Origin of the sequence: endosymbiont of Ridgeia piscesae (assembly GCF_001443665.1) — a bacterium.
Lineage (GTDB): Bacteria > Pseudomonadota > Gammaproteobacteria > Chromatiales > Chromatiaceae > Endoriftia > Endoriftia persephonae.
In genome coordinates this window covers 67,398-89,917 of record NZ_KQ557119.1, presented here as the reverse complement: position 1 = coordinate 89,917, position 22,520 = coordinate 67,398, and the positions used below count along the sequence as shown (strand labels likewise).

13 protein-coding genes and 1 pseudogene are annotated in these 22,520 nt (G+C 59.4%); 2 read left to right on the top strand and 12 right to left on the bottom strand.

Annotated features, from left to right (window positions below; translation table 11 throughout):
* Position 1: 1 nt before the first annotated feature.
* From Ga0074115_RS03970 to Ga0074115_RS03920, 12 genes and pseudogenes are all read right to left on the bottom strand, one after another.
* Positions 2-1,663, bottom strand: a complete 1,662-nt coding sequence (locus tag Ga0074115_RS03970) for an NAD(P)-binding protein (protein ID WP_057955154.1) — start codon at positions 1,661-1,663, stop codon at positions 2-4.
* A gap of 199 nt (positions 1,664-1,862) precedes the next feature.
* Positions 1,863-6,302, bottom strand: coding sequence for an EAL domain-containing protein (locus Ga0074115_RS15665; protein WP_087959725.1), 4,440 nt, complete (start codon positions 6,300-6,302; stop codon positions 1,863-1,865).
* A gap of 123 nt (positions 6,303-6,425) precedes the next feature.
* Positions 6,426-7,376 carry a tetratricopeptide repeat protein gene (locus tag Ga0074115_RS03960; RefSeq protein WP_060528231.1) on the bottom strand — a complete coding sequence of 317 codons (951 nt, stop codon included), beginning with the start codon at positions 7,374-7,376 and terminating at the stop codon, positions 6,426-6,428.
* Positions 7,373-8,752: an adenylate/guanylate cyclase domain-containing protein gene (locus tag Ga0074115_RS03955; RefSeq protein WP_232432891.1), complete on the bottom strand. Its 1,380-nt coding sequence runs from the start codon at positions 8,750-8,752 to the stop codon at positions 7,373-7,375. The genes Ga0074115_RS03960 and Ga0074115_RS03955 overlap by 4 nt, the downstream gene beginning before the upstream one ends.
* A 244-nt stretch (positions 8,753-8,996) precedes the next feature.
* Entirely contained in the window at positions 8,997-10,943 is a 1,947-nt protein-coding gene (locus Ga0074115_RS03950; RefSeq protein ID WP_057955152.1) for a hypothetical protein, read from the bottom strand.
* Positions 10,910-11,482 (bottom strand): hypothetical protein, encoded by a 573-nt coding sequence (locus tag Ga0074115_RS16575; protein ID WP_232432890.1) that lies wholly within the window; start codon positions 11,480-11,482, stop codon positions 10,910-10,912. Before Ga0074115_RS16575 ends, Ga0074115_RS03950 begins: the two co-directional genes overlap by 34 nt.
* Before the next feature lie 179 nt (positions 11,483-11,661).
* Complete coding sequence (locus Ga0074115_RS03940) at positions 11,662-12,543, bottom strand: ATP-binding protein (protein WP_057955150.1); 882 nt, start codon at positions 12,541-12,543, stop codon at positions 11,662-11,664.
* Complete coding sequence (locus tag Ga0074115_RS03935) at positions 12,498-13,202, bottom strand: response regulator (RefSeq protein ID WP_198295034.1); 705 nt, start codon at positions 13,200-13,202, stop codon at positions 12,498-12,500. The genes Ga0074115_RS03940 and Ga0074115_RS03935 overlap by 46 nt, the downstream gene beginning before the upstream one ends.
* A gap of 321 nt (positions 13,203-13,523) precedes the next feature.
* Entirely contained in the window at positions 13,524-14,345 is an 822-nt protein-coding gene (ppsR, locus tag Ga0074115_RS03930) for a posphoenolpyruvate synthetase regulatory kinase/phosphorylase PpsR (protein WP_005959176.1), read from the bottom strand.
* 97 nt (positions 14,346-14,442) lie between these two features.
* Positions 14,443-14,571, bottom strand: a pseudogene (locus tag Ga0074115_RS17215) (ABC transporter ATP-binding protein); the annotation flags it as partial.
* A 172-nt stretch (positions 14,572-14,743) separates the two neighbouring features.
* The gene (locus tag Ga0074115_RS03925) at positions 14,744-17,614 is read right to left on the bottom strand and encodes a chemotaxis protein CheB (RefSeq protein ID WP_060528228.1); all 2,871 of its coding nucleotides are present in this window, start codon (positions 17,612-17,614) and stop codon (positions 14,744-14,746) included.
* Between the two features lie 57 nt (positions 17,615-17,671).
* A complete protein-coding gene (locus Ga0074115_RS03920; protein ID WP_232432889.1) occupies positions 17,672-19,483 on the bottom strand; it encodes a hybrid sensor histidine kinase/response regulator in 1,812 nt (603 codons plus the stop codon).
* Positions 19,484-19,836: 353 nt separating this feature from the next.
* Here Ga0074115_RS03920 and Ga0074115_RS03915 point away from each other — a divergent pair, with 353 nt between their 5' ends.
* Both Ga0074115_RS03915 and Ga0074115_RS03910 read left to right on the top strand, forming a co-directional pair.
* The gene (locus Ga0074115_RS03915; protein WP_232432888.1) at positions 19,837-21,840 is read left to right on the top strand and encodes a PAS domain S-box protein; all 2,004 of its coding nucleotides are present in this window, start codon (positions 19,837-19,839) and stop codon (positions 21,838-21,840) included.
* Positions 21,841-21,969: 129 nt separating this feature from the next.
* Positions 21,970-22,482, top strand: coding sequence for a response regulator (locus Ga0074115_RS03910; RefSeq protein WP_157292636.1), 513 nt, complete (start codon positions 21,970-21,972; stop codon positions 22,480-22,482).
* Positions 22,483-22,520: the final 38 nt, after the last annotated feature.

Genomic DNA, 22,520 nt, shown 5'->3' with positions numbered 1-22,520 from the left:
CTCAGCCTCCGCTCATGCCGACTTTTTCATAGATCGAGCCGGGCTCCGGCACCATCTCGATGGCGTGGCAGGGGCACTGCTCGTAACAGACCGCGCAGCCAGTGCAGCGCGAGTAGTCGTAGCGGTAGCGTTTGCCGGGGCCAAGTTTGATCACGGCGCCTTCTGGACAGGAGCCGAGGCAGCCGTCGCACTCGAAGCAGTTGCCGCAGGAGAGGCAGCGCTGCGCCTCGAACTGCGCCTCGCCCTCGCTCAACCCCTGCAGGATCTCGTCGAAGTTGTCCATGCGCTCCACCAGCGGCAGCTGCTGCTGTTCCCGCTGGGGGGCGTTGGTGCGGTACCAGAGATGGAGCTTTTCGTGATCGACCAGTGGATGTTTTCTGGCGGGTTGGTAGGGCTTGCCGCGCAGGTAGCCGTCGATGAAGCGGGCCGCCTTTTTGCCGTGGCCGACCGCAATGGTCACCGAGCGTTCGCTGGGCACCATGTCGCCGCCGGCGAAGATGTCGGGGGCGCCGGTCATCATGTCCTCGCCAACGATCACGGTGCCGTCGCGGTTGAATTCAATGCCTGGCACTGAGTCGAGGAAGCCGGTATCGGTGTCCTGACCCACTGCCAGGATCAGGGCGTCGGCCTGCAGCTCTTCGACCTCACCGGTGGGTTGGGGGCGGCCATTCTCGTCCAGCTCCATCACCTCGACCTTGAAGGTGGTCTGGTCGATCTCTTTGATGGTGCGCAGCCACTTAATCTTTACGCCCTCCTCGAGGGCCTCGTCGGCCTCGAAGTCGTGGGCCGGCATGCTGGCGCGGTCGCGGCGGTAGATAATCATCGCCTCGTCGACGCCCAGGCGCTTGGCGGTGCGGGCCGCGTCCATGGCGGTGTTGCCGCCGCCGTAGATCGCCACCCGGCGACCCAGCTTGGGCGGGTTGTCGCTGTGAGCCTGGCGCAGGAAACTGACCGCGTCGAGCATCTTGCCGGCATCCCGGGCAGGGATCTCGATCTTCTTGCTGATGTGGGCGCCGACGGCGATGAAGACTGCATCGAAGCCACCCTCCTGCTTCTCTTTGAGCAGATCCTCGACCCGGTGGTTGAGGCTGATCTTGACCCCGATTTCCTCGATGCGGCGGATCTCGGCGGCCAGCTCGTTCCGCGGCATGCGATAGGCGGGGATACCGAAGTGGATCATACCGCCGGCGATCGGGCCGGCCTCACGGATCTCCACCTGATGACCGAGGCGGGTCAGGTGGTAGGCGGCGGAGAGACCGGAAGGCCCGCCGCCGACCACCAGCACCTTGCTGCCGCCGGGCTTCGCCTCGAACTTCGGTTTCCAGCCCTGCTCTAGCGCCATGTCACCGAGGAAGCGTTCCACCGCGTGGATGCTCACGGTGCTGTCGGTGAAGTTGCGGTTGCAGCCTGTCTCGCAGGGGTGGTAGCAGACACGGCCGTGGATCGCCGGCATCGGGTTGTTCTCGATCAGCAGCTGCCAGGCCTCTTCGTAGCGCTGCTCCTGAGCCAGTGCCAGCCAGCCCTGGATATCTTCCCCGGCGGGGCAGGCACTATTGCAGGGGGGCAGGAAGTCGAGGTAGACGGGGCGGTGGGTACGCACCGCGCCTGTGCCCTTGTCGAACCGGGTCAGATCGGTGCTCCCGGTCATGTCCTTTACGGTCATTGGTAGTTGTCCTGTAGTGAATAGCAGGATGCAGGATTAGGAAGGCGTCCTATCCTACTGTTTATTCTTTGGAAATCTTGTTGCTGGCAGGCGTGCCGCAGGGGCCGCTGCCGGGGTTGGTTCCGCAACTCAATGGCGGCACAGGATAGAGAAATCGACCGGGGATTTCCACAGAAAATTAATGCTTAGTATTGGTTTTTCAGTGGCTCTTGTGTGCTGGGACCGGGAACTCCAGCAGCGCCTCCAGCTGCTCAGCAGGCATCGGGCGGTAGAAATAGTAGCCCTGTGCAAGATCACAGCCGATCTCAATGGAGAGGGCGTGCTGGGCCTGATTTTCAACGCCCTCCACCACCACTTTCATACCGAGCCGGTGGCCGACTGCAACGATCGCTTCCATAATCGAACGGTCATCGCTGTCGTGGGGGGCGTCGCGCACGAACGCTCGGTCGATCTTGAGATTGTCGACCGGAAAACGTTTCAGGTAGCTAAGGGAGGAGTAACCGGTGCCGAAGTCGTCGATGGCGATCTGCATGCCGGCCTGGTGGAGCCGTTTCAGGTCGGAGAGGATCTTTTCATCCGCCTTGATCAGCACGTTTTCGGTTAGCTCGATGCCAATATCGGTAGGAGAGAGCCCGTATCTCTGCAGCGTTTTGGTGATGACCTGGTAAAGATCGTGAAACAGGAACTGCCGCCCGGAGATGTTGATGTCGATCTGGAAGTCGCGCAGCCCGCGTGCTTTCCAGGCGGCTCGTTGCCGGCAGGCGGCGTTGATCACGCACTCGCCGATGCGGATGATCAGTTCCGAGCGCTCTGCTACCGGGATAAACTCGGCCGGTGAGATCGGCTCGCCATCTTCGGGCAACCAGCGCAGCAGCGCCTCACAGCTTTTGATCTTGCCGCTCCGCAGGTCCACTTGTGGCTGGTAGTAGAGTTGCAGGACCTCGGTCTCAAGGGCACGCCGTAGCTGGGTCTCGATCTGCTGGTAGCGGCGCAGTTCGTCGTTCATCGTTTGGGTAAAGAACTGATAGCGGTTGCGCCCGGCATCTTTGGCTCGATACATGGCGGCATCGGCATTTTGCAGCAGTTCGCCGGTAGTCTGGCCATCATCGGGAAACAGGCTGATGCCGATGCTGGTGGTGACAAAGGCCTCCTGTTCTTTGAGATCGAACACCGTGGCAAACTCACGGATGATCTTCTTGGCTACAGCAGCGACCTCACTATTCTCCTGGATCATCGGCATCATCAGCACAAACTCATCACCGCCAAAGCGCGCCACAGTGTCGTACTTCCGCAGTTGGCTGGAGAGGCGTTTGGCCACCTGCAGCAGCAGGATGTCGCCATACTCGTGGCCCATCGAGTCGTTGATCACCTTGAAATTGTCGAGGTCGATAAAGAGGATCGCTAGTTTCTGGCCGAACCGCTCGGCCTCTTTGATGCGGTTGCTGAGTTCACTCTCTAGCAGGTAGCGGTTGGGCAGATGAGTCAGCTGGTCGTAGGTGGCGAGGTGTTCAAGTTTGTCTAGCGCCCGCTTCTGCTCTGACTGATCGACATCGATGCAGAACATCTCGGGATTATCTGTGTCCTGGTTGAGTAGCACATGACTGGAGAAGACCGGCAGCAGATGGCCGTCCTTGTGCAGCAGCTCCAGCTCGCCGGGGGGGATCGGCTGCCCCCGCTCGAGCCAGGCGTGGTGGGCTTCGACTAGGCAGTCGTACATCGACTCGGGGATGATCAGGTCCTGCAACTGGGCGCCGAGCGCCTCCTCTTCCGTGTAGCCGTAGAGTCGCGAGCTGGCGGCGTTCCAGTAGATCACCCGGAGCTCTCTGTCGTAGCCCTGTACTGCCACGTTGGGCAGGCTCTCGATCAGTTCGCGAAAGCGCCTTTCACTCTCCCGCAGATAACTCTCGGCCTGTTTGCGTTGGGTGATGTCGCGGTCGATGCCACGATAGCCGGCCAGTTCGCCGTTGGCATCGAAGAAGGGCATGCCGCTGGTGTCGAGTATTACCTGATGGCCCTGTTTGTGCAGATTGAGGTTCTCCAGGGAGCTGAAGGGACGCCGCTGTTGGATAATGGCCGTGAACTGGCTGGAGACCTGATCAGCAACCTCAGGGGGCATGAAGTCGAAGGGGGTTTTGCCGATCAGCTCCTCGGGCTTGTAGCCGAGAATCGTTTTTGTCTGGGGGCTGCAGTAAGTGTAGCGGCTTTGACTGTCGGTCTCCCAGACAAAGTCCTGGGTCGATTCGACCAATGCCCGGTAGCGCTCCATGTTCTCTTTGAGGGAGCGCTCGGTGCGCCTGCGCAGGATCTCGGCGCCGGCCTTGGCGGCGATAATGTTCAGGGCATCCTCCCAGTGGGTGGGCACGTTGAGCGGCTGGCGCGATATAACCCAGACGATACCAATGACCTTGTGATGCTGGTCACGAATTGGTGTGCCGGCATAGCCTTGGACGCCGAGTTTTTCCAGCTCCGGGTCTTCAGGAAACTGCTGTGCGACATCCTGAGGATAGAGGCAGGTGGTAGTGTCAGCCACCTCCCTGCAGGGTGAGCCGGCCAGTGGATAGCCGTAGTCGGAGATCAGCTCGCCATCGAGTGTCAGTGCAATCGCCTGTACCCACTCATCATCTTCGATTACCCCGATGCTGGCGCCATCGGCATTGAACCAACGGCAGAGCGCACTGACTGTTTTGTCGAAGAAGGCCTGACCAGTCAGACCAACCATGCTTTCGACCAGGATGTGTAGTGCGTCGTCAGTCTGTTTACGCTCGGTGATATCGAACAGAGCGCCATCCAGACAGAGGATCTTCCCATCCTGCCCCCGGCTTGCTGTGCCGCGGTCTGCCAGCCAACGGATTGCCCGGTCATGTTGGCGGATGATGCGAAATTCGAGGTAGTAGTCGTCGTGATCCCAGAGCCGTTTGTCGAGATAGTCGAGGCTCGGTTCGATATCGGCCGGGTGGATCAGCTCCAGAAATGAGATTGCGGCGTTGTTGATGAAATCATCTGCCGGGTATTCCGTCAGTTGTTTGATATAGTCACTGATAAACAGCATGCTACGGCTGTGATCGTACATGCAACGGTAGATAGCGCCGGGGATGTTGGCGAGCATCGACTGGTTGCTTCGCTGCTGCTGCAGAGCGGTGTTCTCCGCTTTGATGCGCTGGGTGACATCCTGGGTAACACTGAGCAGGCGGCTGATCTCGCCATTGGCTTCGCGGAAGGGAACGGCGTGGGTCTCCAGCCAGAGTTTGTGCCCCTTCAACCCGGTGGCGCGGAACAGCAGGCTCCCGGAGTGGCCGGTAAAAACCTGCTTAATGAGTTCGATGAACTGTTTTCGATAGGGCTTATCCACTAGTTCGGTGATCGGATGGCCGCATACTTGCTCGATCCTGTCTGCATCGATCATCGCCAGGCCGGCTCTGTTCATAGTAAGCAGGCGCCCCTTGCGATCCAGAGTCTTGACGCAGGCGGGCTCCATATCGATCAGGGTGCGCAGAGAGTGTTCGCTCTGGGCGAGTTCGGCGGTGCGCTGGCGGATCAGGCGGCGCATCTGCAGATTGAACAGCAGCAGCACCGCGACTAGGAAGAGGACCAGGCCAGCGAGCAGGAGGTTCCAGTATTCGACCAGCCAGCGCGCCCAACTGCTGGCCTGGTCATCTTCGGCGTAGATCAGTCCTGCGATGCGGCTGCCCGGCGGGATGAGTTCTAACTCGGTGAAGACGTCGCGGATATGCTCCCAGCGGGCCGGATTCATATGACCGATCCTGACCAACAGTGGCTGGATCAGTTCACGGGAGGTGCGTGCCTCATACTCCAAATGTTTACGGCTCAATTCCTGAGTGTTGTACTTGGCCAGGATCAGATCAATCAGCTCATCCGGGTGGTTGAGGGCGTACTCCCAGCCCCTGAGACTCGCCTTGAGAAAGTTACGCAGCCGTTGCGGATGCTGCTCTGCCTCGGCTTCAGTGGTGGCGAGAACATCGCCATAGAAGTCGATTCCATACTGCTTGGGCAACAGATAGCGACCCTCGATGCCTGTCTCTTGCAGGGCAAAGCCCTGATCGGTGACATAGGCATTGAAGACGTCGGTATCGCCTCGGATCAGTGAGCGCACATCGAAACTGGTAGGTAGAATGGTGAGATCATCGAGGCTCAGGCCGGCGCGACGCAGGGTGGCACGGAGCGCAGCATCCTGGATGCCCGACCCCAGCATCACCCGCTGTCCAACGAACCCTGTCACACTGTTTATGCCTGACTCCGCCTTGACCAGAAAGGCGTAGGGGCTGTGCTGGAAGATGCTGGCGAGGGCTACCACTGGTTTGCCCTGGGTACGGTGGATGAGAATATCGGCAGCGGTAACCGCGTATTCGGCCCTGCCCTCTAACAGAGCCTCGATAGGTGAATAATCCCCCTGATGTTCAAGGATCCTGACCTCCAGCCCTGCATTGCTATAGAAGCCTTTCTCGAGAGCAGCGTAGTAGCCGGCGAACTGGAAGGCGTGCTTCCATTTGAGCTGCAGGGTAACCGGTACCAGGTGGTTATCTGCAAAGCTGGGAGGAGGCAGCCAGCAGAGAAGGATGATCAGCAGCCGTGACAGGAAAGAGAGAGCAGTGTTTGGTGTGGACGGATGAAGAGGAGGCATGCGAGGCGCCACTATGGCTGCTTGCCGTCAACTCTAGGTCGGGCTGATCCTGGTGCCAGATTAGATAAATGCCTCCAGCGCGAGAATCTACTGGCCGATCTAGCCGCGTCGATCATCCTGATACTACCTCGATTTCCTGAGTTGCTCCAGATTGTCCAGAATTCGCTGTGCTCGCTCGATCTTCTTCACCACCCGATCGTCGTTGGGGTCGAGCTTCTGGGCGGCCTCCCAGACCGCAATAGCGCCGGCAACCTCTCCCTGTGAGTATAGCTGGTCGCCTGTCTTGAATAGGTTCTCCAGATGAATCTGTAGCTCTTTCTGCACCAGCTGCAAAAGCTCTCGTACGGCGCTGTTTTTCGGCTCTTTTTGCAGCAACTTCTGCAGCAGCATCTTGGCTTTGCTCAACTCATTCTTCTCAAATAGAACCTGAGCCTGCTTGAACTTGTTGGCGGATGCCTTCTTTGAGATCGCGGCGCGCTGCGACTTTTTAATTTTCCGGGCCTGCTTAACCGCTTTGGAGGAGCGGGAGTTGAGTAGCTTCAATAGGCGCCGATCATCTTCATCCTCCTTAATCGACAGCGCCACTGTCAGGCAGCGGGTCGCTAGTTTGGGTTGGTGGCGCCACTCCCGCCAGCCGCAGCGGGTCAGGTAGAGGTGTTGCTGCTCCTGCTCGGACTGGGCATCGAGGAGTTTGGAGTGGAGGTGGGCGTCTCTCGGCCGGTTTTCTGCCAGCTTCGCCATCAGGGGCAACTGTTTTTGCAGTGCATCGTACTGTTGCAGCAGCAATTGATCCTCAAGCTGCTCCTCCCGACGGGTCTGGATGGCGCTTAGTTTGTTGTGCAGCCTGACCACGGCCTTGTCCTTCTCGCCCGCCATGATCGCCTTCTCCAGCAGGGCCACTGCTTCACCCAGTTCACCCTTCTTCAGCAGCTGGTTGGCCGTTTTTAATGGTTTTTCGACCTTCTTGGGTTCGGGTTCGCCCAACTGTGGCAGCTTCAGTTCAGGCGGCAGGCTGGCGCAGCCGCTCAGGGCTGCTGTCATGATCAGGGCCGTCCATGTATTGCTTTTTTTCATGCTGTTTCTTGGCTGTTTCTGATTTTTTTCACGGTGGCCGCCAGCCGGCGGGCGAACTTGTCTTTGGGTGCGTTGACCAGCAGTGTGCTGACGGGCTCTTTTCTGCCTTTGACGTTGATCGGTGCTTGTAGGGTGAGATCCACCGTATTCCTGACCGCATGGGGCGATGCGGTGGCCTCGCTGATCAGGATGCCGCTGGTTGGCGCCCGGTCGCAGAGGCGCGAGGCGACGTTTACGGTGTCGCCGATTACGGTGTATTCGAGTCGCTCTGGGATACCGATGTTACCCGCCAGCATATCACCACTGTTGATGCCGATGCGCACCTGGATCGGCTGCTCATGGTTGAGGTGGCGGTTGCGGTTGATGCGGTCGATCAGCGCCACGATCAGGCAGGCGCAGCGCACCGCATGGGTGGCGTGGTGTGGGTCCGGGTCGGGGGCGCCGAACAGAATCATCGCAGCATCACCGATGAACTTGTCCACCATGCCGTGGCTGTGCTGGGCCGCCTCGGCGATGTTGCCTAGGTAGAGATTGAGCAGCTCAGCGACCTGGTCCGGCGGCAGATGCTCCGACATCCTGGTAAAGCCGACGATGTCGCAGAACAGCACACTACCCTTGATCTGACTGTTGGCGAGGCGTGTGTCGGAGAGGTTGGCGAGGATCTTCTCCGCTACCTTGGGGGAGACATAGCGGGCCAGTGCCTCTTCAACCTGCTGCTTCTGTAATAGGCCGGTGCTCATGCGCTGAAAATGGGAGTAGACCTGGCCGATCTCATCGCGGCGGTCAGTGTAGGTAGAGTAGGCCGGCTCCTCAGAGGATTCAGACTGGCCCGCCTCTGCCAAGCGGCTGATTGGTCGCGCCAGCTGCCGGCTCAATCCATAGGTGAGAAACGAGGCGATCACGATCAGCAGTAGGGTGGCGCCGGCGATGACGTTGATAATGGTCTGCCGGTAGCTGTCGAGAAAGGCTCTGTCTAGGGTGATGTAGGCCTCGCCCGCCTTGATCTTGTTGAACAGGATGGGGTTGCTGAAGGTGACCAGAGGACGCTTGATATTGGGTTTGCTGCGGTCAGTCCAGTAGTAGGGCTTGCTTGGGTCGGGGAGTTTTTCTGGATTTGTACCAGCAGCGATGTGCAGTTGTTTGATCCCTGAGACCACCGCTCCCACCAGATTCCGGTTTTTTAGCTGGCGATTGACCAGGCCCTCCAGGGCGAGCTGGTCCTCTGCCAGCAGTGGCTCGCTGGCGGAGTGGGCGAACTGCTGCACGATGGTCCCGCCAAAGATCTCGATCTCCGCTGTGTGTACCCGGTCCTGCAGGGTGATCAGCAGCCAGCCTAAGACGCTCATGACCAGCGCAATCAGAGCACCGATTACCATCGTCCACTTCACCGCAAGGGGCAGGGCAGCTTTGCGAAAGACACCGCGTATCTGGCGAAAAAAGGGAGCTGGCATGATGGCTCAGGTTACAAAAAGGTTGAGATGGCTTGGGATATTTTTCTCAGTTTCTCCACGCTAGTTAGTATGCGGTTGATCGCATCATTTGCCAAAACATTAAGTGATTGGGAAAGAAAAAAGCCCCTCGTGGAGAGGGGCCAAGGCTACGGCGGGGGATGGGTTGGCTTTAGAGCTTATTTTCGTGACACAAGGTGCAACTCACCTCGGTACCTCGGCTGAGGGTGATCTGCTTGCTCCCGTCGGGTTGTTTGTCATGGCTCTCCAGGATACGCAGGTCGGCGGTGCGTGCCAGCACACTGCCCTCACCGTTGCTGCCGTGGCAAGCGCGGCAGCTGTCGGGGTTCTGCTCGGCGACGCTCTCGTGGCGATGGGTCCAGTTGGGATTGTTCACCGGATGCATGCCGTGGGGACCGTCGAGGGTCAGGCCGAGACTGCCAGGCGCATGGCAAGTGTCGCACTCGGTGATGGTACCGGTATGGCCCTGTAGGCCGATGGCGGCCAGATTGTCATTGGCGAGGAAGGGCGAGTTGACATCATCACCATCCGGCTGCACCGGCCAGATGGCGTAGGTGCTGCCGTGGCAGCCTTCACACATCACGCCGCCGTGGCCTTTGCTCAGACGATAGAGACCTTGGTCTTCGGCGAAACGCGAGCCGGGTGCGCTGATGAAGGGGAGGCTGGCGGCCATGGCATCTGACTTGCGGTAGGTCTGGCGCAGGCGGATGCCGTCGACGGCGAGTTCGAAGTCACTGGTGTCGGCTTGGGCGATGGTTAGCACGTCGCCGATGTGGCAGGCCTGGCACTGAGGTTCGTTGGCCCAAGGTACCCGTCGGGTGAGGTCGAGGCCGGTACCGCCGGGCAGTCCTTTGCTGAAGTCATTGCCCACCTGCTTCATGTTGCCGTGGCAGTCCTGGCAGACCACGCCGCCGCTGGCCATTGCACCGCGCAGACACTGGGTGCGCTTGCCTGGATGGCACTGGTAGCAGCTCTCCTGCAGCACTTGGGCCTGCAGTTCGGGGGTGCGGGCGGGATCGCTGGGGGCAGGCATCTCGGGGAACAGATCGGTGAACTCACCGTGATGGCCATGCATTGCCCGTGACATGCTGATGTGGCGGGTCTGTTGGCGGCCATGAATACCCTGCTCGGGTTCGTCCACCGGCCCGATCTGGGCCAGGTCGAGGGCCGGTGAGTAGTGGCACTGGGAGCACTGGATGTTGCGGCGCACATCAAGGCATGAGACCTCGCTGCCACTTGTGCAGGGCAGCGGGCTGGCATCGACGCTGGAGGTGTAGTTGGCGCCGTGTTTGGTGTCATGCAGCCGCAGGACGTTGATCTTGGCGGCGTTGAGCAGCGGCTCGGGTCCGGGGGCATCTGCCGTCAGCATCACCTCCCAAGGGGTGCCGTCGGCGTAGTTGGAGACCGAGGCGAAGTTGGCCGCCGCGCCATTGCCGAGGTCGGCTGGATCGGCGTGACAACCCTGGCAGTCGGCCTCCGAGGCCACTGGTAGCACCACCTCGGTGCTGGCGAGTACGTTGTTCGTGATATGGGGGGGCGTACCCTTGCTGATCGCCAAGACCTTCATCAGTGGGTAGGCGTTGCTCTGCCCAAGGTCATCCACCGGCAGCATCGGGATGCCGTCCGCGGCGAACCAGTTGACACCCAGTACGGTGGTGCCGATCGGCAGGGCGGTAAAAAAGGGCAAGTCGACATCGAATCGGTCGAATGGCTGGGGTTCGTTGGCGGAATAGGGCGAGGTGATGAAGGGTGCATGGTTGACCGCACTGGGCATCGCCTGCTGCCCGACCACCAGCCCTGGCAGATGCGCCGGATCTGGCACCGGGATTCCAAGGTCGCCGGGGATCGGGTCGAAGGCGGCGGTTAGCACACTGGGACAGCCGATGGCCGGATTGGGATCGCACAGGCTGTCGAGTCCCACGGCCAGCACACTCGGATAGAGCGAGGCGTAACCGAGGGCACCCTGGGTGTTGCCCGAGTCGGTGATCTCCCAGAAGTTGGATTTGAAGATCCCCGGCCCGTTGAAGCTGGTGGTGTTGATGGAAGCGGGGCCGACAGGGTCTCTCAGGTTGCTGCTGGCAGAGTAGACCAGATCCACGTCGGTGTCGCTGAGGATGCGGGGGGGCTGCCGTCGCTGCCCATCTCGATTACCTGGGCGTGGACCACGTTGAACGGCGGCAGGATGCTAAAGATCTGGTAGTCCTGATCAGCGCAGTGCATGCCGAGGTCGTTGGCGGCCAGCACCCGGAGTGGGCTGGTCTGCACTGTTCCTCCGCCTCCGCCTCCAGCACCTGTGTCGCAGTCAGCCGGGGCTTTACGTACATCGCGTTTTTGGACGAGCCCAGCCGACTCGGCGTGGATCCGGCAGGGCACGGTTGCCAAGTCGTTGAGGGTGAGTTCCCATTTACCCGTCTGGTTGACGGTGACACTGCCGATGATCATACCAGACCCAGCATTGCTGATGCTTACCTTCTCGTTGTGTTGGCCTTTACCCTTTATTTTTAACTGGTTGTCTTCTGCATCCCATTGACTTCGCTTGATCTTGAATTCGTCGGCCCATGTGGTCGTTGAGACGGCCAGGCAGAGAGCCAGGCCAGTGGTGATGGAAGGGAGTATGAAGCGCCTTGGATCTTTCATTCTGATCTCCTCGCTTGGAGAGCACGGCGATAGGCCGTTCTTCCGTTGCTGCCTGGGTCGTTAGGGCAGGTGGCTGTGCACAGTCTGTCGGGTGTGAGGGCTTTCTGCAGCCTTCTACTGTCCCCGCAACTGGCAAGCTAGCAGGCGAAGATTAAGATTCGTTAAGAAACCAGAATTTTTTAAGAATCACTGTCGAGAAAGGTGATCTGGATGCGCAGCCCTTGCTGGCCTGGGCTGGCCTTGATTTTGGCGCCATGAAGCTCCGCGATGCGCTGCGAGATGGAGAGGCCCAGCCCGAATCCCTCGCGTTGGTTGTCAGGATGGCGGTAGAAGCGGTCGAAGATCCGCTCCAGCTCCGCTGCTGCGACCCCGGGGCCGGTGTCCTCCACGCTTAAGTCGACCCGGTTTTGCCGCCGCTCCAGGCGGACCTGGATCCGCCCCCCGGAGGGGGTGTGGGCAATGGCATTGCCGATCAGGTTGCCCAGCAGCAACTTCATGAGTTCGAGATCGCCAGGCACACTGACTGATTGTGGCGCCTCCAGCTGCAGTTCGAGCCCCTGCTCAGTGGCTTTTGACCTCATTTCATCCACCACTTCGGGGGCGGCCTGGCGTAGGTTGATCGGCTTGAACGAGGTGGCAATCGCATTCGGATCGACGCGGGCCAGCAGCAGCATCTGTTCTACCAGATGAGCTGCCCGGTCGCTGCCCTTCAATACCTGCCGCAGTGCATGCTCCCGCCTCGCCTTGTCGGGGCTGCGCAGGGCGACGGTGGCCTGGGCGCGGATGCCGGCTAGCGGCGTGCGCAGTTCGTGGGCAGCATCGGAGGTGAAGCGGCTGAAACGCATGTAGGCGTTGTCGAGGCGTGAGAAGAGGGCGTTGAGCTCGCGCACCAGGGGGGCGACCTCCTGCGGCACATCGCGCATGCTGACCGGACTGAGGCAGTTGTAGTCTCGATCCGGGATATCGGTGGCGAGACGTCTCAGCGGCGCCAGTCCACGCCCGACGCCAAACCAGATCAGCACGGCGAGTAGGGGGGATACCCAGAGGAAGGGGCGCAGCATCCAGGCCGCTCAATCAGGTAGCCGATACCGCGGACGGTGCGTATCAGACCGGGGCCAACCTTTTTACGCAGATGGTGGATGAAGACCTCGACCGCATTGCTGTCGATGCTGTCGTCCCAGCCATAGAGCGACTCGATCAGCCGTTGACGCGACAGCACGCGCCCGGCGTTCTCCAGCAATACCTGCAGCAAAGTGAACTCCCGCGGTGACAGGGTTACCGGGATGCCGTTGATCTCCAGCCTGTGGGAGGAGAGATCGAGCTGGATGTTGTCGTGTTCGATGATCGTGTTCACCACCCGGTAGAAACGCCGCTGCATGGCGCGCAAGCGGGCGCAGAGTTCGTCTGTGTCGAAGGGTTTGACCAGATAGTCGTCTGCTCCGTTGTCGAGCGCGCAGACGCGATCCTGAATCTGATCCCGGGCGGTGATGATGATCACTGGCACCTGATTGCGCTGTCTGCGCAGCTGCTCCAGGATCTGCAGACCGGAGCGGTAGGGCAGATTGAGATCCAGCACTACCGCCTCATAGGCTGTGCCCGCCAGGTTGGCATCCGCTGCCCTCCCATCTTTGACCCAGTCGACCGAATGGCCTTCCAGCGAGAGTATCGTTTTGAGGCCATCCCCCAGCAACGCGTCGTCTTCTACCAACAATAAGCGCATTGCCATTATTCCTTTCTGTGCGGAAAGGAAAGCAATATTTTTTTGTTATGTCATTGCCACCCTGCCTGGAGGCTATGCTAACAAGTCCGGTAAACTAAGTCTGGAGAGACTTGCGTAACATCCTGCGAACGATTGAAGGGGGGGCTCAGGTACGTCTTTTGGGCCTTGTTTGCGATGCCACTAGCCGGGATCAGAAAATCTGAAAAGGCCCAAAAAAGCTCATATCGGTACACGTGAGACGCTTCTTGACGAAAAAAAGAGGTGTTACTCCTGTTTTTTGATCAAAAACGAATCTTTTTTCCCTGACTTGACCTGTCGCCATTAATCCAGCCGACTCTCCTGTCCGGCCTCTTGCAGCAAGCGGGCGGCAATCTCCTCGATCGACATGGCAGTGGTATCGAGAAACCTGATGTTGTGGCGTTTGAACAGCCGTTCGGCCCGCTGCACCTCACTCAGGCACTGCTCGAAGGAAGAGTAACGGCCGTTGGCGCGGCGCTCTTTGCGGATGCGCTGCAGCTGTCGGGGGTCGATGGTGAGCCCGTAGAGTTTCTCGACGTAGGGTTGCAGCACCCTGGGCAGGTTCTGATCGTCCAGATCATCGTCGGTTAGCGGGTAGTTGGCGGCGAGGATGCCGTGTTGCAGCCCCATGAAGAGGCAGGTGGGGGTCTTGCCGCTGCGTGACACACCGATCAGGATCAGATCGGCGCTGTCGTAGTTGCGTGTCACTGCGCCATCGTCGTTGGTCAGGGCGTAGTTCACCGCATGGATGCGCTCGTTGTAGGCGTTCTGTTTGCCGATGCTGTGGAGGCGCCCCAGGGCGGGGGCGGAGGGGATCTGAAGCTCCTCTTCGATGGGCTGGGTAAAGTGCTCGAAGAAGTCGAAGATCAGCCCGGCGCTGTCACGGAAGCAGGCGCGCAAGGTGGGATCGACCAGGGTGCTGAAGACCAGCGGTCGAGCGCCGGAGCGCATTGTCTCCTGATTGATCCGCCCAGCTGCCCGCTTGGCCTTCTCGATGGTGTCGATGAAGGGCCAGTGCACCGTGTCGTACTCCAGCGCCGGGAACTGGCTGAGTAGTGATCGCCCCATCGCCTCGACGGTGATGCCGGTGTGATCGGAGAGAAAAAAGACACTGCGCTTTGTCATTGGGGCTCACCAAATCGGATCAAGGGATAGGCCACAAGATCGCATTCCAGACCTCACCTGGCAAGGGTATCGATTCGTTATAATTAGTCTGCCAGCCGGAGCTTGGGTTCTTTGCTGCTGCCGCTTTCTGTAAATGGCGCTCATGCAGAAACTTCACCGCCTCAGCACGAGAGTGATTGAATCGGGGGGCCTCCGCCAGAACCAGGTGTTCTCGTGGCCGCGGCAGACCACCTAAGGATTTCATCGATGGCCGATGAAAGAGATGAACTTGCCCTTTTTCACGAGCGTTTATCGACCCGCAGTACTGAAATTAGATGCTGAAACAATTAGTTAACGGATGATGAAATCTGCCGATGTGGAATTAGAGTCCCCGATAGGGAATGTCCCAGGGGGCGGAGTCAGTCGCTAATCTCCCGGCCAGTGCTGGCCAGGGAGACGGGCTGGCCGTGAGCGTCGCGTACCACTGAGAGACTGAGTCGGATTCTGTGTCGGCTTCCATCCCTGCCGATGCGCCAGGTCTCGAAGGGCTGAACCTCTTCGTTGAGCGCCAAGCGTCCGATGATCTCCCGCAGGGGGGGCTGCTCTTCTGCCGGAATCAGCTTAAATACACTCATGCCGACAGCCTCATCCGCGCTGTATCCGTAGAGTCGCTCGGCGCCCCGATTCCAGCTCAGGATGGTGCCGTTGAGATCCTCGAGAATGACTGCCTCGCCGGAGTTTTGCAGAAATGTCAGTAGCAGCCGCTCGTGCTGCTCCAATTCGCGATAGGGTCGCAGGTCGATGAATCGCAGCACCAGCCCGTCCAGCGCCCCCTGTTCGTCGAAGAAGGGCAGGATGCTCAGGGACCAGGGGTTGCGCTCGCCGTCCTCGATCCCCAGAGTACGGCTCTGGCGGTTGTGGATGACATCATGGAGCTCCGCCTCCAGACTGGGTGAGTGGAAACGGGGTTGGAGGTCGCTCAAAGGACGGTTGAGATCGCCGGGTAGCAGGTTGAAAAGCCGCAGGGCCGCCGGGGTGTATCGGCGTAGCCTGAGTTCGCGGGTCAGCATCAGGATCGGCAGTTCCACGCTTTCCAGCAACTGACGCAGCTCCTCATTGAGCCGGTGCAGCTCCTCGTTGGCAGCCAGCAGCTCATGGTTGAGGGTACTCAGCTCCTCATTGCTCGATTGCAACTCCTCCTTGGCAGTCTCCAGCTCTTCATTGGTGGACTGGAGCTCCTCATTGGCGGAGAGATTCTCCTCGCTGACCGTGTGCAGCTCCTCATTGGTGGCCCGTAGCTGCAGGATCATCTGCTCGGTGTGCTGCCACACCCGGGTTAGTTCCTGCTCCAACTCAGCGATGCGGCTGTCGCTGGAACCGTCAGCTGCGGGTGATGGTGTCTCGCATCTGCCAAGATCCTGAAACAGCAACAGAAACAGGGGCTCCTGGTGGTCGCTGCGGGGAACCGGCTCGAAGCTGAGAGAGATCGTGTGCTGTTGGCCATCGGGCATGGTGTGGCGGAGGGTGCGTGTCTCGGCCTTGGCCGATTCGATCACCCGATAGACCATTAGATTGAGTTCCGTGCGTAACTCCCCCTGGACCATCCGTAGCAGTTTAAGATCAGGCCTGCCAGGGGGGTGAGTGAGATAGGGCGAGACATCGCCGTGAAAGGCCAGGATATTGTGTGTCCTGTCAAGCGTCACACCAGGAGGGCAGCGGCGTTCGCGCAGGGTGCTGATCGCCATCTCGGCGCTGTTCGGAGTGGGGGGATCGGAGACCGGTTTTACCGGTTCCAACGGCAGGCTACCCTTGGTTCGTAGGAACTGCTGCGAAAGCTCGCCTGGCAGTGTCTTCTTATGGTAGAGGCGGGTGCGCTTGTCTGCCACCTGAAACAGGTCGGAGGAGGCGCCGATGGATTCGGAACCGCCGAGCATGAGGAAGCCGGTGGGGTTCAGGGAGCGGTGGAGGGTCTGCAGCAGCTGTTGCTGGGGCTTGCGTTTGAGGTAGATCAGTAGGTTGCGGCAGCAGATCAGGTCGATACGAGAGAAGGGTGGATCACATAATAGATCCTGCACCGAGAAGACGCAGAGGTCGCGCACCTCCGGGTTGATCTGGCAACCCTGGGGCGTCCGGTTGAAGTAGTACTCCAGCCGTCGCCGGGAGAGGTGGGGGACCACCTGATCTGGGGCAAAGATGCCGCGCCTGGCCTGTTTGATGGCAGCGGCGTCGATGTCGGTGGCAAACAGTTGCAAGGGGCGGTCGATCTGCGCCTGTTCGAGGAAATCGAGCCAGGTGATGGCGACGGAGTAGGCCTCTTCACCGCTGGAGCAGGCCGGAACCCAGATGCGGATCGGCTCACCTTGTCTCTTCTGTTCCACGAGCGCGGGGAAGACAGACTGCTCCAGGGTGCGAAAACTCTCCGCTTCGCGGAAGAAATGGGTGACGTTGATCAGCAGATCATCGAATAGATGCTCCAGCTCCTCAGGCTGTTGCTGGATCAGCTTCAGGTAGTCGGCCAGCCGATTCAGGTGGTGCAGCATCAACCGCCGCTGCAACCGCCGCTGGATGGTGCTGGGTTTGTAGAGGCTGAAGTCGGTGCCGGTGCTCTGACGCAGTAGCAGAAAGAGCTTCTGCAGGGATTGTCTGGAACTGGCGAAGGGGAGCTGTTGCCGCTTGCCGAGGGTGAAACGTGGGCTTCGCGCCAGCCTCCCAAGTTCACTGGCGATGGCCGTTGGCGGTAGCACATAGTCCGCCAGTCCACGTTCGATGGCGCTGTGGGGCATGCTGTCGAAGGCTGCCGAATGCTCGCTCTGGGCGAAGGCGACGCCGCCGGCGGCGCGGATCGCCTCCAGTCCCCCACCGCCATCCGAACCGGCACCAGAGAGGATGACCCCCACGGCCTTGGGGCCGGCATCGGTAGCCAGGCTCTTGAAGAACTCATCGATCACCACCGGCGCTCCCGGCTTGTGGTGCAGTGGTAGTAGCTGTAGCCGACCATGCAGCAGGCCGGGCTGTGTGGCCGGTGGGACAATATAGACGTGGTCTGCCTGTAACTGCTGGCCGTCTTTGGCCGGTTTCACCGGCATGCTGGTGGTGTCGGCGAGCAGTTCGGCCAACTGGCTGGAATGATCTGGCGATAGGTGCTGCAACAGCACAAAGGCCATGCCGGTGTCGAGGGGCAGGGCGCTCAGCAGCTCGCGGAAGGCCTCGAGACCGCCGGCAGAGGCGCCGATGCCGACCACGGGAAAAGCCGTCGAATCGCTTGTTTGGGTCTCGTCTCGTTTTATCATTCGCCCATTATGATGACTTTCCCAGGGTTGGAGTCAAACCGAGCTACCCCGTTCTGTTTATCTGGAGCGTTGCCTGGTTTGACTCCGACCCTCTCTTTCGAACGGGTGTGTCTTCCCATGTGAGCGCGCAGTGCCACTCGCCTTCAGCAGTTCCTGCACCAGTGCTCGCAGATTGGCTGCATCCACCGGCTTTTCTAGGAAGCGATCAGCCCCGAACGCATTGGCATTGGCGGCGTTGACTACCTCGCTGTAGCCACTGCAGAGAATGATCGGCAGCTTGGCATAGTCAGGACGCAGATGCTGGATCAATTCGACGCCGGTCAACCCGGGCATGGTCTGGTCGGTGATCAGCAGGTCGGGGGTGTATTTGCCCGATTCCAGATCCTGCAGCAGGGTCGGGGCATCGGTATGGACGCTGACCTGGTAGCCGGAGGCGGTGAGCAATTCCCCCAGCAGCCGGGCGATGGCTGGCTCGTCATCCAGAACGATGATCTGTTGGCCACCAGCCGGAGGCGGTGAGGTGGATGAGATTGTTCCTGTCGTTTCCGGAGTGCTGCCGAGCGTTGCTTCCACCGGGGGGAACAGCAGCCTGAAGCGGCTGCCCCGGCCGGGTCGGCTCTCCAGCAGCACATGGCCGCCATGCTGTTTCAGGATGCTGTAGACCATCGAGAGCCCCAGGCCGGTCCCCTGTCCTGGGGGCTTAGTGGTGAAAAAGGGGTCGAAGAGCCGGTGCCGATCACTCATCGGGATGCCACTCCCGGTGTCGCTGATGCTTATCTCCACCCACTCTCCCGTGAGCGGGTGGTGACAGGCATCGCATTCGCTATCGCTGAGCTGTTGCCGGCAGAGTTCAATCAGCAGACGACCCTGTCCCTCCATGGCGTCCCGGGCGTTGAGACAGAGGTTCATCAGTAACTGGTCGAGGGCCACGGGAGCGATCTGGATGGCGGGGGTATCGGATCGCAGGCGGGTCTGCAGCTCGATGCTGCTGGGGAAGGTGGCCCGCAGCAGCGGCAGCATGTCGGCGATCTTGCGGGCCGGGGCCAGCGTAGTGGGTGGGGCCTCCCGGCGCTGGCTGAAGTTCAGCAGGTCAGCGATCAGGTCACGGGCCCGTCCACTTGCCTCCAGTACCTGTTCCAGCCGCTCGCCCTGTCGTTCTGGGGGATCGATGCCAAGCCGCTCCTGGATGAGCTGGGTGTGTCCGCGAATGATCGCCAGCAGATTGTTAAAGTCATGGGCGATGCCGCTGGTGAGCAGGCCGATGCTCTCCATCTTCTGCGCCTGTTGCAGTTCACGCTGTAGACGTGCCTTCTCCTCACGGGCACGGATCTCTTCAGTGATATCGAACAGCACCGAACGGCACTCTTGCTGCTCCCCCTCTCCACTGATAACCAGGCTTTCCATGCGGAGCTGGCGTTGTTCGCCTTCGGGCTGGGTGATAGAGAGCAGCTGGTTCTGTGTGCCGTTGCTGTGGAATACCGCTCGCAGGTGGCCGAAGAAGATCTCCGATTCCATCGGCGCCAGGTAACGGGAGAAGGGAGTCTGCAGCAGCCGGCCCCGTTCCCGGTTGAGCAGCCGGGCGCCTGTCAGATTGATTTGGCGAATAATGCCCTGGGCATCAAGGCTGAGATAACCTACCGGCGCGAAGTCGTAGAGCGCGGCGTAACGGTCGCGGCTCTCCTCCAGCTCTACCTGGGCCGACTGCAAGGTGCGGTTCTGTAGTTCCAGCTCGATCTGATGGACCTGAAGATCGTGCAACAGCTGGGAAAGGTTCTGTTTTTCCCCCGACGGTAAAAGCGTGGATTGCAGGCGTTCGAGACGCTCAAGCAGTTGTTCATTGTTTGTGCTCTTGAAGTCGTCGTTTGACATGGTTCCACCTCTCACCCTCCATCTATAATACCCGCAACCGCGAGTAACAAAACCGAGGTTTGCCCCATTGGGAAACGTTTCCAAGCAAAAGCCATCGACTCTATCTCATCTGACACGCCATGGAAAAGACAGCAGAATACCCGTCAAATCAGCGCCCACTCAGGCGTCATACTTGGATGGCTGCACTTCTATGGACGGGCGTGGTGGTTACACCTCCCCTCTTCCTGTTCCTTCTCAACCGTGCTGGGGACATAGAACTTAAGTTTCAGAGCGTTTTTGTCGATCCTGGCTGGATTCATACTGCGCTTGATCTCCTGATATGGTTGGTTGGCCTGTTGGGTATTATCGTGGTTATGAAGTGGCGGCAGAGGGAGGACTGGCAGCTGTCCAGGGTGCAGCAGGAACTGCAGTTAACCCAGGCTGCGGTTGAACAGATGCACGACAGCCTGTTTCTTCTCGGGAAGGACGGCTGCATCAGGTATGTGAATAGGGCAGCAATACGAAATCTCGGCTATACGCGTCAGGAGTTGCTGCAGATGCGCGTGATGGATATCAACCCGGATGCGGATAAAACTCTCTGGATGAAACACTGGGAAAGGATGCCTCAGACTGGCTCCTGGACCTTTGAAACCCACCATCGACGTAAAGGTGGGGAGATCTTTCCGGTAGAGGTGATCAGTTCCAGACTCTGGCATGGTGGCAGGGAGTACCTGCTCAGCATCGTCCGTGATATTTCTCAGCACAGAAAAACCGAGGCACTGCTTGAGCGGCGCCTCCAATATGTCACCCGTCTCTCCGCTTTCTCACGGGGGCTTCTGCAGCCGTCTCCAGATGCCATACCCCGTGCCTTGAAGCATCTGCTGGAGGCCACTGTTGCCAGCCGGGTCTATCTGGCGCAGGTGGGAGATACACCGGACCAGGGAGTCAGCATTGCTTCAAGCCATGAGCAGTGTGCCCCGGCCGTCGAGCCCCGGTTCAAAGAGCCAGAATGCCAGAGCGGTTCCCTTCAGGTCAGCTCACCGCAACGCTGGCTGCGGGTGCTGAGACAGAACCAACCCGTTTTAGGCCTGGTGGATGACCTGCCTGCGGAGGAGCAGGCCTGCCTTTTGGAACGAGGGGTCCTGTCGATTCTGATTATGCCGATCTGGATCGATAAGAAATGGGGGGGGTACATTGGTCTGGACGATGTCTGGAAAAAGCGGGACTGGCTGGATGGGGAGGTCGATGTCCTGCGCACGGCAGCTGAAATGCTGGGTGTCTATCTGTCCCATGAAAAGGCGGAGACCACGCTGCGCAACAGTGAACAACGCCTGTCAGAGGCCCAGCGAATCGCCCACATTGGGAGCTGGGAGTGGTGCCTGCATGACAATTCGCTGGTCTGGTCCGATGAGACCTACAGGATCTTTGGCGTGGACCCGGACAGGTTCGTGACCAGTTACGAGGGCTTTCTGGAATGCGTCGCCCCGGATGACCGGGACCGGGTGAGAGCGGCGGTGGATGCCGCCTTGTGGGAAGGGGCTGTCTATTCGATTGATCATCGAATCCAACATCCGGATGGGGCCATGCGAGAGGTGCATGAGCAGGGCGAAGTGATCTTCGATGGTTCGAACAATCCGCTGGGCATGAGGGGGAGTGTACAGGATGTCACCAGACAGAAAGAGACCGAACAACAGTTGCAACAACTCCTGAAACAGAACCAGCGGCTTCATCGTCGCAGTATGCGCATTCAGGAAGATGATCGAAAGCGGCTGGCCCACGAACTCCATGACGAGATGGGGCAACTGTTGAGCGCAATCAAGATGGATGTCGCCTATATCCAGAAGAAGTGGGGTCATAATTCGACCGAACTGGCATCGGTGACAGCGGATATTCAGGATATCGTGTTTCAGGGCATCCAAGGCATCCGGGAAATTACCCAGCGGTTGCGACCGCCGATGCTGGACCAGTTTGGTCTTCTGGATGCCATACAGGAGCTGGTGGATAAATGGCGACAGCGCAATCGTGATACCGAGATCAGCCTGTCGATGGTGGATGAGATACCGAGGCTGTCGGATCTGCAGGAGATATCCCTCTATCGCTGTGTGCAAGAGGGTCTCACCAATATCAGCCGACATGCCCAGGCCGATTACGTAACTGTAAGCCTGCGGTTCGAGGATGAATGGCTGGTATTGGCCCTGGAGGACAATGGGCGTGGTATGGACCCCGCTTCGACCCATGATGGCCTTGGACTGTACGGATTGAAGCAGCGTGCCGAGGCCGTTGGTGGTTCTGTATGCTGTCGGTCTCTGGACGGGCAGGGTTTCTGGTTGAGTATGATATTGCCACTCGCCCCGGCGAGGTTGGACGGCAATGACTGATGAGCTGTTGCCGGTTTGGCTGGCCAATGCATCGTCGTTGGTCACTCTGGGAGTGGGTTATTGTCCAGAAGAGGCGCCGGCTCCCGGGCATGCAGCGTTTGCCAATCATCCAAAGCAGTGATGACTCTTATGAGTGCAGGAAAAACATACTATTCTTTTGAAATGCCCCATCAGAAAACCACTATCATGCTGGTCGATGACCATTCCGTGGTTCGAGCCGGTTATCGGCGTCTTCTGGAGATGCAGCCGGAATTCCAGGTGGTGGCTGAGGCAGGCGACGGACCAGAGGCCTGTCGACAGTATCACAAACATCACCCGAATCTGGTGATTATGGACCTCTCCCTGCCGGGCATGGGCGGGATGGAGGCCGCCAGACGGATGCTTTCTCACCACCCGCAAGTGCGTATCCTGATCTTCACCATTCATGACAGCAGCGTCTTTGCAGAACGTGCCCTGAGGATGGGGGTGTCGGGATACATTACCAAATCCAGCGATCCGGACGTCCTGCTGGAGGCAGTGGCTCAGGTAGCGGCAGGTGAGACCTATCTGGGACCGGATATCGCGAAAGAGCTGGCACTGCGCCAGATTATTAATCGTTCCGAAAGTATTGGCAGTGTATACTGCTTTCCATGGCTACGATAAAAGAACAGCGTGATCAGAAAAGGAAAGATGTAGTGGAG

Coding starts and splice junctions, on each gene's coding strand:
- Ga0074115_RS03970 (WP_057955154.1), bottom strand. CDS start 1,663: ATGACCGTAAAGGACATGACCGGGAGCACCGATCTGACCCGGTTCGAC.
- Ga0074115_RS15665 (WP_087959725.1), bottom strand. CDS start 6,302: ATGCCTCCTCTTCATCCGTCCACACCAAACACTGCTCTCTCTTTCCTG.
- Ga0074115_RS03960 (WP_060528231.1), bottom strand. CDS start 7,376: ATGAAAAAAAGCAATACATGGACGGCCCTGATCATGACAGCAGCCCTG.
- Ga0074115_RS03955 (WP_232432891.1), bottom strand. CDS start 8,752: ATGGTAATCGGTGCTCTGATTGCGCTGGTCATGAGCGTCTTAGGCTGG.
- Ga0074115_RS16575 (WP_232432890.1), bottom strand. CDS start 11,482: ATGAAAGATCCAAGGCGCTTCATACTCCCTTCCATCACCACTGGCCTG.
- Ga0074115_RS03940 (WP_057955150.1), bottom strand. CDS start 12,543: ATGCTGCGCCCCTTCCTCTGGGTATCCCCCCTACTCGCCGTGCTGATC.
- Ga0074115_RS03935 (WP_198295034.1), bottom strand. CDS start 13,202: ATGCGCTTATTGTTGGTAGAAGACGACGCGTTGCTGGGGGATGGCCTC.
- ppsR (WP_005959176.1), bottom strand. CDS start 14,345: ATGACAAAGCGCAGTGTCTTTTTTCTCTCCGATCACACCGGCATCACC.
- Ga0074115_RS03925 (WP_060528228.1), bottom strand. CDS start 17,614: ATGATAAAACGAGACGAGACCCAAACAAGCGATTCGACGGCTTTTCCC.
- Ga0074115_RS03920 (WP_232432889.1), bottom strand. CDS start 19,483: ATGTCAAACGACGACTTCAAGAGCACAAACAATGAACAACTGCTTGAG.
- Ga0074115_RS03915 (WP_232432888.1), top strand. CDS start 19,837: ATGAAGTGGCGGCAGAGGGAGGACTGGCAGCTGTCCAGGGTGCAGCAG.
- Ga0074115_RS03910 (WP_157292636.1), top strand. CDS start 21,970: ATGAGTGCAGGAAAAACATACTATTCTTTTGAAATGCCCCATCAGAAA.